14 protein-coding genes are annotated in these 12,796 nt (G+C 67.1%); 4 read left to right on the top strand and 10 right to left on the bottom strand.

The window, feature by feature from the left end; genetic code table 11:
- The first annotated feature begins 145 nt into the window (after positions 1–145).
- The 4 genes from NBG84_RS31130 to NBG84_RS31115 all read left to right on the top strand — a co-directional run bounded on the left by NBG84_RS31130 (position 146) and on the right by NBG84_RS31115 (position 8,338).
- Positions 146–5,692, top strand: a complete 5,547-nt coding sequence (locus tag NBG84_RS31130) for a hypothetical protein (protein ID WP_250923017.1) — start codon at positions 146–148, stop codon at positions 5,690–5,692.
- Between the two features lie 262 nt (positions 5,693–5,954).
- Positions 5,955–7,418: a hypothetical protein gene (locus NBG84_RS31125; protein WP_250923016.1), complete on the top strand. Its 1,464-nt coding sequence runs from the start codon at positions 5,955–5,957 to the stop codon at positions 7,416–7,418.
- 41 nt (positions 7,419–7,459) lie between these two features.
- The gene (locus tag NBG84_RS31120) at positions 7,460–7,825 is read left to right on the top strand and encodes a hypothetical protein (RefSeq protein ID WP_250923015.1); all 366 of its coding nucleotides are present in this window, start codon (positions 7,460–7,462) and stop codon (positions 7,823–7,825) included.
- 132 nt (positions 7,826–7,957) lie between these two features.
- A complete protein-coding gene (locus tag NBG84_RS31115; protein ID WP_250923014.1) occupies positions 7,958–8,338 on the top strand; it encodes an HU family DNA-binding protein in 381 nt (126 codons plus the stop codon).
- Positions 8,339–8,510: 172 nt separating this feature from the next.
- On the opposite strand, the gene NBG84_RS31110 is transcribed toward NBG84_RS31115, so the two are convergent.
- The 10 genes from NBG84_RS31110 to NBG84_RS31065 form a co-directional block, all read right to left on the bottom strand.
- The gene (locus NBG84_RS31110; protein WP_250923013.1) at positions 8,511–9,023 is read right to left on the bottom strand and encodes a hypothetical protein; all 513 of its coding nucleotides are present in this window, start codon (positions 9,021–9,023) and stop codon (positions 8,511–8,513) included.
- The gene (locus NBG84_RS31105) at positions 9,016–9,423 is read right to left on the bottom strand and encodes a hypothetical protein (RefSeq protein ID WP_250923012.1); all 408 of its coding nucleotides are present in this window, start codon (positions 9,421–9,423) and stop codon (positions 9,016–9,018) included. The genes NBG84_RS31110 and NBG84_RS31105 overlap by 8 nt, the downstream gene beginning before the upstream one ends.
- A gap of 196 nt (positions 9,424–9,619) precedes the next feature.
- Positions 9,620–10,108, bottom strand: coding sequence for a phosphatase domain-containing protein (locus tag NBG84_RS31100; RefSeq protein WP_250923011.1), 489 nt, complete (start codon positions 10,106–10,108; stop codon positions 9,620–9,622).
- Complete coding sequence (locus NBG84_RS31095) at positions 10,108–10,305, bottom strand: hypothetical protein (RefSeq protein WP_250923010.1); 198 nt, start codon at positions 10,303–10,305, stop codon at positions 10,108–10,110. The genes NBG84_RS31100 and NBG84_RS31095 overlap by 1 nt, the downstream gene beginning before the upstream one ends.
- The gene (locus tag NBG84_RS31090; RefSeq protein ID WP_250923009.1) at positions 10,298–11,008 is read right to left on the bottom strand and encodes a hypothetical protein; all 711 of its coding nucleotides are present in this window, start codon (positions 11,006–11,008) and stop codon (positions 10,298–10,300) included. Before NBG84_RS31090 ends, NBG84_RS31095 begins: the two co-directional genes overlap by 8 nt.
- The gene (locus NBG84_RS31085) at positions 11,005–11,190 is read right to left on the bottom strand and encodes a hypothetical protein (protein ID WP_250923008.1); all 186 of its coding nucleotides are present in this window, start codon (positions 11,188–11,190) and stop codon (positions 11,005–11,007) included. The genes NBG84_RS31090 and NBG84_RS31085 overlap by 4 nt, the downstream gene beginning before the upstream one ends.
- 2 nt (positions 11,191–11,192) lie before the next feature.
- Positions 11,193–11,423, bottom strand: a complete 231-nt coding sequence (locus NBG84_RS31080) for a hypothetical protein (RefSeq protein WP_250923007.1) — start codon at positions 11,421–11,423, stop codon at positions 11,193–11,195.
- Complete coding sequence (locus NBG84_RS31075; RefSeq protein ID WP_250923006.1) at positions 11,416–11,718, bottom strand: hypothetical protein; 303 nt, start codon at positions 11,716–11,718, stop codon at positions 11,416–11,418. Before NBG84_RS31075 ends, NBG84_RS31080 begins: the two co-directional genes overlap by 8 nt.
- Positions 11,715–12,002: a hypothetical protein gene (locus NBG84_RS31070; protein ID WP_250923005.1), complete on the bottom strand. Its 288-nt coding sequence runs from the start codon at positions 12,000–12,002 to the stop codon at positions 11,715–11,717. Before NBG84_RS31070 ends, NBG84_RS31075 begins: the two co-directional genes overlap by 4 nt.
- Complete coding sequence (locus NBG84_RS31065; protein WP_250923004.1) at positions 11,999–12,763, bottom strand: hypothetical protein; 765 nt, start codon at positions 12,761–12,763, stop codon at positions 11,999–12,001. Before NBG84_RS31065 ends, NBG84_RS31070 begins: the two co-directional genes overlap by 4 nt.
- Positions 12,764–12,796: the final 33 nt, after the last annotated feature.

Genomic DNA, 12,796 nt, shown 5'->3' with positions numbered 1-12,796 from the left:
ACCACCAGTGCCGGGGCCGTCTCTCGACCAGGAGAGACCACCTCGGCACTGGCCTTTCAATAGACCTATCGCATCCTTTCGATAGACGGGCTACTATCTATGGATACTTATGTGACTCCGAGTGTTTATAGGGGCTGGATTAGTAGTGAAGAAGGCGCACGGGCTGCGAAGGTACTTCTACGAGTACGTCTACTACAAGGCGGTCGAGCAGGCCCGGGAGCAGACAGGACAGGTCATTCCGATCTCCCAGGCCAAGGCGATCCGCGCTCGGGTCGACGAGATCCTCGGCCGGCGGGGCACCGCGCTGGCCGACCCGCAGCTGGGTGTCACCGACTGCCTCACCGCCATCGACCAAGCATTCGGTGAGCGGGGGGCCGGCTACGAGCCGCAGTTCGGTGACCATTCCCCGCGGAACGAGCGCTACCAGCAGTCGCAGCGGGAGTTCACCCGTGCCACCGGTGTCGGTGCCCAGGTGGACCCGAAGTCGGCCCGGCTGCCGATCAGCCCCTACGACCCCCGCTGGTCCGAGCGCGCGACGGTGAAGCGTGCCGGGACTGCGCTGGTGTACCTGCCGGACGAGACGATCGGACGCGTGGCCGGCGCTGAGGTGGAGACCCTGGCCGACCCGCGGCGCGGAAACATGGTGCTCTGGCGCATCGACGACGACGGCAGGCCGTTCGAGGCGGGCCGCGCGATGACGAGCGACGACGCCGCCGGACTCACCGCGCTGATGGACAAGATGAGCCAGCGGGAATACGACCAGGTCCGCGAGTGGGTCATCGACGGCGGCCGGACCCCGCGGACGAACCACGTCGACCGCAACCACTTCATGTCCCAGCGCGCCGTGGCGCGCTCGGCGGCACTGCTCGAAGAGCTGAAGGCACAGGGCGTGTCCTACGAGGTGATGCGCGACCGCGAGCCGGGCCAGATCAAGGCGAGGATCGCCGGGACCGGCATGGAGATCCGCCTCATCGACACGCGTCAGGAGGAGTACGCCGGGGCACGGATCTACGACAACGGCACCGTGCTGCGCTACTCGACGAACTACCGGGTCCCAGGCAGCATGGCTGTCTACTCCCCCTCGCCGGCGGAAGCTGTCCAGCTACTGCGCTTCGCCCAGGGCCATCGCGTCGAGCGCGCGGATCTGCCGGGCCACGCCGCCGGCGAGACCGGCACGACGCACCAGGAGCGCGGCCGCGGCCGCGCGGTGGTGGATGTGCCCGACAGCTACCACGTCGACCGCGAGTCGATGTTCGTGGTCGGCGACTACACGGTCCCCGGCGAGTCCGGCCCCCGGCCCGGGGCTAAGGTGATGCTGCGCCGGGACGCGAAGAACCGCTCTCTGCCGGCCTTCTTCATCGACGCCGAGCCGGCCGAGGCCTATGCGAAGGCCGCCGTCGAGAGTGCCCGGGCGAACCTGCAGGCGGCCCTTGGCGTCGAGTACCTCATCGATCGTGCCGGGGACGAGCTGGAGCGAACCGGCGGACAGCTGGATGCGATCGAGCCGCCGGAGTACTCGGCTGACGCCGAGGTCGCTGCGATTCAGCGCTCGTACTGGGATGTGCTCACCGGCGCGAACAGCGATCTGCTGCGCCCGGGTGCGACTGAAGAGATGTACCAGGAGCGCCTGGAGGAGATCGGCGAGCTGCAGCCCGGGGAGGTGCCCGAGATGGGCAACCTCGCCTACGGCGGCACCGCCGTCGAGAAGGTCCGACAGCACGCCGAGGACGTCCCTTTCGAACTCATCGGGACCTGGGAGGCCCAGCCCCACCACATCGACGGCGGGTGGGTCGACCAGCGCTTCAACCCGGACCGGGTGGCACGGTATATGACCAGCCCCACCGGGCAGTGGTCGAACCTCGATAACCTCGCCTCGGCGCTTCGTCGCTGCGGGGTCTCCCCCGACGAGGTGATGGGTTCGACCTTCCAGACGACCCGGTTCAAGGACCGGCTCGTCCGCTTCAACGCCGAGCACTCCGTACCGATCGACGATCACGAGTCTGCGTTCATGCGGCGCGTCGGGGTCACTGTGCGTGACAGCATCGAGCGCAACGCGGCGACGGTCTCCGAGATCCTGATCGACGAGCAGGGCGTCATCCGCTGGAGCGGCGAGAAGCTGCGCCGTGACGGCAAGGGGACCCCGATTTCGGGTGAGATCGGCCAAGTCTTTGATGTCGGCGAGTACGGCGAGGTCACCACCGCCTTCGCCAGCGGGAGCAACGCCCTGGTCGTGCCGGGCTACGAGGCCACGATCACGGCCCAGGCTCCGGGCGAGGCTCCGACCTCGGTCGAGGAACGCACCCGACTGCGCGGCTACGAGCAGCTCATGCACGAGCGCATCCAGTACCAGATCGCCGGCGACCTCATCGCCGGACGCAGCGAGACCGGCGAGCCCTCCTCGCTCAACGCGGTCTACTCGCAGCTGTACGGCACGAAGCACCCGGTCGACTTCATCGAGCGCGCCACCACGTACCGGCTCGACGAGTCCACCGGCGAGCTCAAGAAGCACCTGGGGAAGTGGACGGCCGCGATCCTGCAGACCGAGGCGCGCCGTGTGCGCTACTCCAACGAGATCAAGGCAGGCTCGACGATCTACGCCGAGTACCGAGCCCAGCGCGACCGCACCGACCCGGCCGACGACAACCGCTTCGACGCCTGGCGGCTCACCGGCGGGCGGAACATGACGGTGCTCACCGGCAAGGACCGGAACAACGTCGTCTCGCCCCGCGGCTACTTCGACCCGGTGATGACCGGCGGCGCGACCAACCAGGGCATCGTGAGGTACCTGACCACTCAGGCCCGGGTCGAAGCCGACGGCCGGATCATGCCGGGCGACGAGAGCGTGGCCGGACAGCGTGCGCCGCTCATGGCTCTCCCCGAGCTCGAGACGCTGCGGTACGACCCGTTCGACCGCCAGGCGATGACAGCCTCGACGATCATGCAGTCTTCTGAAGTCACCGCGCCGGCGAAGACGGCGCTGATGACCTTTGGCGGCTGGACGGCTGACGACCCGATCGTGGTGTCGAAGGAGTTCGCCGAGCGCCACCGCATCCGCGGGGCCGGCGGCCGGGAGCGCGATCTCGTCGTCGGCGACAAGATCTCGGATCTGCACGGCAACAAGGGCGTGATCTCGCTGATCGTCGACCGGGACATGCCGCCGCAGGACGCGCAGGAGCAGGATGTCGTCGAGGAGGTCAACTGGTTCCGGGCCAACCCGGGCCTCGACGTGGTGATGAGCCCGTTCAGCCTGATCTCCCGGCGCAACGCGGGCTCGGCGCGCGAGCTGATGAGCGGGAACGTCACCGACCTGCGCTCCCCCGACGGAGAACTGCGACCGAGGGCCCTGGGTGAGATGCGCTTCGTAGTCACCCACATGGCCGTCGACGAGAAGACGAAGATCTACGACGACCAGCAGGTGCGTGCCGGCAAAGGCCGTAAGGCCTCCTCTCAGCTGGCCTGGGCACTGCAGTCTCAGGACTGCCCGGCGATCATGCACGAGTTCTACGGCCACAACAGCGGGGCCGAATCGAACCTGCGCGAGTACCTGCTGGTGACCGGCATGGACATGGAAGCTGACGGCGCACTGCGGGTGATCGGCCAGGCCGAAGGCCTCGACGAGCGCCCCGAACGCCGGTTCATCCCGATGCCCGAGCTGCTGCGCACCCAGCCGCGCAAGGCGGGCCAGCTCCCGGGACTCAACACCACGGCCATGCGCAAATCCTTCGGCGCCCTCATCGGCGACCGCGGCGGCGACATGGAGATCCCGTTCCCGCTCACCTATCCGACCGGGGAACAGACCGAGACGGTGAGCGCGAGCTCGTGGAAGCTGCCGGTGATGTCCTCGCATCTGCGCAGCGGCCAGGAGTTCGAGGACGGTTCCTCCGTCACACACGACTACACCCGCAGCTACCAGGACGTCTTCGTCGAGGCCTGCCGCTACCGCTACATGGCCGAGCAGCTCGCCAGCCAGGGTCTGTCCGCGGAGAAGCGCGCCGAGGTGCGCCGCGGAATGAGTGAGTCGGTCTCGCGCGCTCAGCGCGCCTTCGAGTCACTCACGACCGATGTGCAGAACCGGGTGCTGACAGGCAAGAGCAACACTTTCAAGACCGGTCTGATGGCCTCGCGGCTCACCGACTCGGCGACGATGGTGTGGACCTCCGACCCACGGCTGAACGTCGACCAGGTTGCGCTCAGCTCGGTCAAGGCCGAGCAGCTGGGGCTGGCCGAGGGCGACCACGCGCTGGTGTGGCGTGACCCGGTGCTCCGTGACGCCGGCGTGCGCTACATGCGGGTAGCGATCGACGACCGGCTCACCGGCGCCGCGATCAACCCGGTGATGGACGCCTGCTTCGACGGCGACTTCGACGGCGACGCCGTCGCCGTGGTGAAGCTGCACAGCGAGGCCGCCAAGGCTGAGGCCCTGGCGAAGCTCTCGGTGCCGGCCAACCTGCTGGACACCGGAGTGGTCAAGGGTGATGGTTCACACCCGCTGGCCATGCAGGTGTCGCTGGACACCCAGGTCGCGCTCTCCAAGGACGCCGAACTGGCTGAGGAGTTGGAGAGTTCGCGGAGCGAGTCGAACCGGCTCCGGCTGCAGGCGCTCACGGGCACAGAGTCGCCTGAAGACATCAAGATCGCCCAGCAGGTCGTGACGGAGGAACTGAGCGGGCTGTACCGCCAGGCGCAGCGTGGCGAGTTCGGTGCGGCACTGACGTTCTCGGATCGCGAGGCGCACCTGCAGAGCGTGCGCGAGGTCTGCGTCGAGACCGGCGCCAAGGGGAGCGAGAAGAAGCTCGGCGATTACGCCCGCAACCTGGGCGATGCGCACGGCACACCCGGCATCACACAGGCCGACCAGGAAGCCTCGATGTTCGCCACGGCGATCAAGGCCCACGGCACCGGCCTGGGAGGCTCGTTCAGCCAGCGGGCCGTACGCGCGCTGCGCGGCAAGGACCTCAAGGCCGTCCTGGAGGTCACCTACCCGGTGACCCAGTCGATCCTGCAGGCCAAGCACGACGCCGCCGAGGCCCGTCACAAGTACGCCATGCTCCAGGGCCCCGGCCGCGATCTCTGGAGGGGCCGCAGCATCGAACACGTCGGCCCGGGCCAGTGGCGCACGCCACTCCTCGACGGCGAGCCCGTCCAGGCCACGGCCGAGGAGTGGGAGAAGCAGTTCATCGAGTTCTACGAGTCCAAGGAGGGCTTCGGCGTCACAGTCAACCCGGACTATGTGGGCCGCGTGGCCGAGGCGTTGAAGGACCCGAAGACCGGCCTCATCCGCAACCTGGAAGAAGACACATCCCTGCGGGGCACCGTGATGGACCGGATGGCCTACGGCGGCGCCTTCCCCGATCTGGTCGAGGCTGCCAGGAACCGCGAGAACGTCTACGACGGCGAGAAGAACGAGCAGTTCGCAGCCTCGGGGACGCGCAAGGCTCGAGCGGAGATGTCCCGGCAGCTCGACCGGCTGGGCTCCACCGAGACGCACAGCCTGGACAACGCCGTGATCGCCGTCGATGACTCGCTGGTCAAGCCCGACGTGATCTCCCAGGACGTGGAAACCTCCCGCACCCGCGGCTCGCATCGCCGCTCCGCGCATGCCGTGCGCGTGGGCGCGGCGCGTCCGGTGTACACGCCGAGCATCGAGATCGATCAGCCGCAGGGCGACGACGACCACGGGATGGGGTATTGAGGTGGCACAACACAAAGAGCTGGGGACGGGACCTGCGGGCCGCCGGCGCGCGGCCAAGGTACTTCCGGTCGGCGACGCCCGGTCTCAGGCCGAGGGGTCGAAAGGCAACGCGTATACCGACGGGGACTCGCGCTCGGACGAGCCGATCGACGCCGAAGTGATCGACGAGCCGGGACCGGAGGACGCTGACGGCGCGCGCGCCTGGCGTGAGCGGCTCCGGGACCGTACCCGCAGGTTCTTCGGTAGGAAGACCCGGGAGCGGATGGCCGACCGTGAGCGCGTGTACCGGATCGACGTCGACCGGGCCGAGGACGAGAGCGAGGACCTGGATCAGCGCGAGCAGTTGCTCAAGCTCCGGGCGGAGACTTGGCTGGCCGGCGAGAAGTACATGGCCTCGCTACGGGACTCGAAGTTGTTGGTGCCCGGCTTCAACGACGACGAGCGGACGCAGGATCTCGGCGCCATGCACCACGTCTACATGCAGATGATGATGCAGTCGTGTCTCAAGCCGCTCTCGCGCGGCGTGAATGCCAACTCGATCATCCAGGCCGTCGGCATGGTGATGACGATGCGGATGCTCGCCCCGGACTTCAGGAAGGAGATGGACAGCTACCTCCAGCCTCTTAAGGACAAGATCCAGGAGCGCATCGACACCCGGACCCGCGGCCTGATCGCCTCGGCCGAGAGCGGCATCGCACACCGGCAGAGGATCTTCAAGGACGTGCCGAGCGACGCCCGGCGCGAGCGCCTGGTCGGCAGCACGGATCCGCGTGACCACCTGACGGCGAAGTGGCGCAAGCGCTTCGACGCCATGCTGCACCGTGAGCGCGGCGAGCGGGAGATGTTCACCCCGGACTCGGCAGCCATGACCGAAGTCGCGCTCATGGAGAACGCCTTCTGGAAGATGCGGGAGCCCGGCGCGGACGCCGGGCTGATTCGCGACAGCTACTGGGCGATGCGCAAGCGGCTGCACGAGCAGATGAGCGAAGACGGCCTGGATCGCCAGGAGATCGTCCAGCGCGCGCGACGGATCATCGGTGAGCGGATGGAATACGAGCCCGAGCTGCGCACGATGTTCAACGGCGTGGCCCACGGGCGAATCGTCAAGGCACCCGCGCACGAGGAGCGGATCGCGGGCTCGGACCGTGTTCGCACGGTGTGGAGCGGGGCGTTCGACGACCAGCTGGGCCGGCCTCTGCCCGCGGACGGGATGTTCACGCTGCGCCGGCCCATGGACGCGGACGCCCACCAGATCCAGCTCGCCGAGACGATGAAGACCTCCCTGCTCGACGCGATGGCCCGCGGTGACCAAGAGGGCTACGGGGGCAACATGCTCGGCTACCTGGTCGGCTTTGCTGCGCAGAAACAGGGGCTCGACACCAGCGGGCTGCCCGACATGCTCCAGCGGCGCCTGGACCAGTCCGAGGTGATGATCGCGAGCATGGACATCGATGGCCTGCCGCCCGAGGAGCAGCAGAGAGTGTACTCCAACGCGTACGTCGACGCGATGGAGGCAGTGAACGAGAAGTACCCAGATCTTGACGCCGAGCTGAAGCGGAGCCTCGGAGAAAACTGGCAGCACACGTTGCAGGCCGCGGTCGACGACCCGGGTGCCTTCTTCGAGGAGCAGCGGCGAAAGCCCCGGTCGCAACCTGCGGGTCCGTCGGCCGAGCAGCAGGCCGGCCCGCAGGATGAAGCCGATTCCGAGGGCTACCAGCCTGCCTGAGGGCGATCCGAAAGTACGCACAAGGAGCAGGAGGAGAGGTCATGAGCCAGGAACAGAATGAGGATCAGCAGGTCAGGTTCGGATCTCGTTTCGCCCGGTTGTTCGGCTACGTCACGCCGGAGGACCGGAGCCGATGGGAGCAGCAGCGGGCGCAGAACAAGCCGCACGTCAACGCGATCAAGCACGGCGTGAAGTCGTCGCTGAGCTCGATGATGGAGTTCGGGGAGCGCAACATCGGCGGGAAGCTCGACGCAGCCCACCGCGTGGCGGCGCAGCATCGGTTCGAGGAGTCCCACAACAGGGTTGTGAACCAGCGCCGCGATCCGGACACACGAAGCATCATCGAGTCGGTCGACTACGAGCCCAGAGACGACCGAGAGGAGATCGAGCCAGACCTGGAGCTCTAGCCGAATAAGCTGCAATAGACATCACGAGTGCACTCAATAAGATAGACCAAGCCTCTCGACTCATGACTATCTTCGGTAGACTGGTTTCTAAGCGAAACATCTGCATGAGCGATGACAGGGCAGGGTGTAGGCATGGAGAAGACGAATCCACGTGTCAGCAAGCGCAAGTTCATCTCGCGGGTCGCGACTCGAAGCAAGTTGCCGATCCGAGTGGTGAACAAGGTGTACGAGTCGTTGCTCGGCGAACTTACGGGGGCAGTCAGCTGCGGAGAGGCGGTCGTGCTCACGAGCTTCGGCCGCTTCTACCGACAGGACCACAAGGGCCACAAGGTGCGTTTCGGCAAGAGCAGGGTGGACGACTACGTGGTTCTGAAGTTCTCCGCATCGAGCAGCTTCAACCGCCGACTGGGGGGCGACGACGACGGCATCTCACCGGAGACCCACAGGGCGATCGAGGATGCTGGCGAGTTCGAGAACGTCGCCGCGGACCGTGAGCTACGGGTCGCGTCGTAGACAACGAGGAACGAGCAGAAAAAGAGAACCCCCCATGATGCACGAGCATCATGGGGGGTTCTCTTCACGGCGGGACGAGTGCAGTTGCGAGGCTCGGCCGTCGACGATGGCGAAGACCGGCACGAGCACGATGGCCAGGACGATGAACACGCCGGTCTCTGCGAGGTGCAGGTCACTCGAACTGGAAGTCAGGCTCGTTCGTGGATGGTGCGCCGAAACTTCCGATCGAGCGGTGTCGGGGTCGCGGGTCCCTCGCGATCGGCTCGCGCTGCGAAGCCAGCTCGGCGAGAGTGAAGCCCACAGGGCGACCCAGGCGCTGACCGGCCATGTAGTAAGCCTGCCCATTCGCGCGTTCGCCCAGGGCGATGATCTCGCGGGTGACGGGCTCGCCCAAGCGCTGGGGCGCGCGCTCCCGCCAGACGATCCGGTGCGATGGCTTTGTACCCGGATCTGCGCCGACGTACGTGGTCTCGCAATCGGAGAGGTCGGGATAACTGGACATGTACTCCAGCGGGTGCGTACTCGGCGCGCCCTGCTTGATCCGTCCCAGCTGATTGAGAGCCACCCGCAGGAGCCGGTCTTCCGGTCCTCGGGGGTGCATCACTGCGGCGTCATGGAGCGCCTGGAGGTCCTGCTTGAGACCGGCCGTCGGCAGGAAACGGATGGGAGGCTGATGCTCACTCATCACGATTCTCCCGCTGGGCAGCACGATGCTCATCCGCCCACTGCTGACCGAGCGGGCCAAGGCTCTCGGCGAGCTCTTCGACGCTCATGCCCGCCTCGCCACTGGTATCGGACTCCTGAATGCGGCGGGAGAGCTCGGCCTGGAAGGCACCCTCATCGCGGACGTGGGCCGTGTGGTCGTACTTCATGAGGCGCACGAACGCGGCGAAGGGGATGATCACGGCCTCGGGCCTGTTGTTGTCCCCGAAGATCAGCGGCGTGATCTGGCCGCGACGAAAGGTGTTCAGAATCGTGGCGAGGTCCTCGCGCCCGAGCTTGCTGGCCGGGACGACATTGACGGAGAACTTCGGGAGATCGGCGTCGGGGGTGCCGTTGTCGTGAGCATTGCTGTTGTGAGTCATTCCTTCAGTCTACTCATCCGGGAATAGCTTGTTGTCGACTCGAATGCGACGTTTCTCATCGAGTCGCGATGGGTGGCAATTGGCGGCTCGCTCCGCCTCCGATAGGCGGACCAGGCAGGAGAAAGAGGAGACCGTGCTGCAACTTCGACCCGTGCTAAGCCGGAGCACGGGTCCTTTTGGATGGGCAGTCGGGACTTCAGAAGTTCCCTTCGTCGACCTGTAGGCAGACGATGCCGAGTGAGCGCCACAGGGCCACCACTCGGTCACGGTCGTCCAGGGCCAGGAGGACGTCGTAGGCGTCACGAATGTGGGCGTTGAACAGCTCGTGCTTGACCGCGTGGTCAAGGCGCCTGTCCCCCGGGCCACGCATCAGCAGCGGGGCATCGTCAGCCCACTCCCCCAGGTGCAGGCCCAGCCAGCGCCGGGTCGCAGTGCGGACGCTGTACCCCCGGTCGTCACGCTCGGGTCGGCCGGAGCAGAAGATGATCTGGTGACCAGCGTCGCGCAGCGCGTTCACCGTCTCGATGATCGGCGGGTTGGGCAGATCCTGTACGACCAGGCTGTAGTCGTGATGGCCCCGCAGCAGCGTGCCGTCGGACAGCACATGCTTGGCGACCGTCCCGTCGATGTCGACGATGACGGCCCGGGGCCGGCGCGGCGTCCCCTTGGCCGCGAGTACGTTCATCACCGGTGTTCCGCTCCGTGTCGAGGCTGGTACTTCGCTCGGCCTCCGGAGGGAGGCCGAGCGAAGTGCTCGGGGACGACGTCGCCGACCACGGGGGCACGAATGAGTCCGCTGCCCCGGACGATCCAGTCGGAGCGGCCGGCCAGGGTGTGACCGTCTGCATCGAACAGCTCGTCGGGCGCGCCGTTTTCAGGCATCGGTGGGCTCACCTCCGCTGGCAAAGGGCCCCGGCAGCGCCGGGGCATCGAATGGCGGGGCTTCGATGGAGGGCTCGGCGCCCGTCAGCCTGACGACCTCCAGGATGTGGGCCTCGATGTCGGCGCGGGTCTGGGCGACGACCTGCTCGCCGGCTTCCACCAGCGAGTCGACGGTGAACTGGGCGTTGCTGCCCACATGGGCGACGGCGTTCTCGAGCGCGCCGAGCGCTTCCTTGGTGGCCCTCGCGCCCTTCTTCGCGTGGATCGCCTCGTGCAGCGCCGCCGTGGCTTCCTTGACGCGGGCGTACATCCGGTCGGTGACCTCCCGTACCTCCCGCAGGTTCTCGGCGGTGCGGGGCTGATGTGGGATCTCGGGCACGAAGGCGTCGCGCTCAGTACTCCGGATGGTGACCGGCACGCCACTGCCGAGACCCACGGAGGACACCAGCGAGCCCCACTGCGCGAGACTCATCTCGATCTCCACGAGCCTCCGGCCCGGATAGACCCAGTCGTGGTTGAGGTCACGCTTGCGTACGGCCCCGCGCACGGAGAGCGAGACAGTCTCGTTGTGGAGCAGGTCGGACTGGAACAGCGAACGCCCTCCTCCGCTTCGTCGCGTGACAACCGCGACTCCAAAGGCGGGGTGGATCTCACCGCCGTGCTCCGCGTCGATCGCTGGTTCCTGGGCCGGACGGCGGCTCATGCCGGCATCACCGCAGACGCCTCGATCTGCAGGGCCTGGCGCCCTCGGTAGAACCTCAGGGTCAGCACGATGCGATAGCAGGTGAAGATGCCACCCATGCCGGCGCCCCAGAACGACGAGTCGCGCAGCTGCCGCAGGGGGGCGTGCGGTCGTGCGGGCTTGATGTCGATTCGCTCGGTCATGCTCACTCCTCGGTGCTGAATTTGATGACGATGGCGTCGTCGCGGACGTGGAAGCGGAGGGCATCTCCGGGGATCGGCTCTGTACTGGCGAGCTCGTACCTCTCCCGGTAAGCGTCGACGGCCACGGCCCACGCTTTGCTGATCTCTTCCGCTGCGGCGCCCCAAGGTTCGGGGGCGGGGATGATCCAGCGGTACACACTGTGGGTGACCGTCTCGAACGTGTAGTCAGCCACGAGCCACCGCTACCTCGGACGGGGCTTCCACGATCACGTCAATGTGGGTGAGGTGGATGCCGCCCGTATAGCCCTCGACGGACACTACGGGGGCGCCGTGGCCGAGCGTCCAGGCCGGAGTACGCGTGACGGTCGTCAGGGCGCGGCACAGGTCCGTGTCGGCCTCTTCCACGAGACGACCGTCCGCCTGCCGCTTCCGGACCGCGACCGCGAGCGGGTGCTCCGGGCGGACACCCGGGTACGCGACCACCGGCGTACCGATCGGGTGCAGGGCGTTCCACTGCTCGGCGTTCACCGGTTGCCCTCCTCGTTGTCGGCTGGCGGCCGGTGCGGGATGTCGATCCCTTCTCCCAGGGCAGGCTTGTTGTAGGAGTCGAGGACTGCTTGCCACTTGCGCCGGAAGCGGACGACCTGGACGAGCGACCACGCGGTGGTCATGATCTGTGCGCACACCAGGCCCGTCATCGGCGACGGCGTCTCGCCCGCGGCCACGAGCCAGATGCCGGTCACGGCCAGGGCTCCAGCCATGCCGCTCAGGACGGCTTGGGCGAGCAGCCGGAGGAGCGGGAAGCGCGTCACGACGGTGCCTCCCCCGTCACCGGGACATCGCCTTGGCCGGCCGAGAGGTGGGGATCCCCGTCGAGCTCGGCGGTCGCTTCGCTGACGTACATGGCCAGGAAGCTGTCGTCGAGCGGATCAACGGCGTGCTTCTCGGTGAACTCGTCCTGGCACTTGCGGGGATCGCGGCCTCCGGGGTGGCTCCGCACCTTGCCGATGGTGTCGGCGATCCATGCGAGGGTGTGTTCACCAGGCCAGTCCGGCGAGGTGCCGAGGCCGAGCGCGATCGCGTCGACTACGTCGGTGTCGGTGAGGGGCGTGTGGCTCCCGCTGCCGTTCGCACGCGAGAGCGGCAACTCTTGGTCCGGGGTGAAGCCCATGGCCATCAGCACGCTCGCGGGCAACTTGTAGGCATTCCAGATCGCGCTGGTCGCATCCGTGGGGCTGCCGCCTGTGGAGAGTCCGCCTGAGATGTAGATCCTGTAGTAGACGGCAGTGAGGAAGGTCGTCTCTGGGGAGTCGAGGGCCTTTTCGAGGTTGCCGATGATGGCGAGACCGGCGCGCCGGGCGTACTCAATGGGTACCGCACCGTCCTCGCCTACGAGGTCGGCCTCACCGTCAAGGCCTGTCAGCAACTCCACCAGCTCAATCTGAGGGTCGTCGAAGTTGAAGAGTGCGGGATCCTCGATCTGTTCAAGCAACCGGCGTCCGCGGTCGAAATTCGGTGGCTCGGTACGTCCGGCCGGGTAGGAGATGGTGGCGATGAGCATGCTCGCGCTCATGATGATCTGCTCCTTCAAGTTCGTGCCTTGGGT

The sequence above is a fragment of the Streptomyces albipurpureus genome (assembly GCF_023701525.1).
Lineage (GTDB): Bacteria > Actinomycetota > Actinomycetes > Streptomycetales > Streptomycetaceae > Streptomyces > Streptomyces albipurpureus.
Note: the sequence above shows the minus strand (reverse complement) of the source record. Positions and strands in the feature narration are given on the sequence as shown.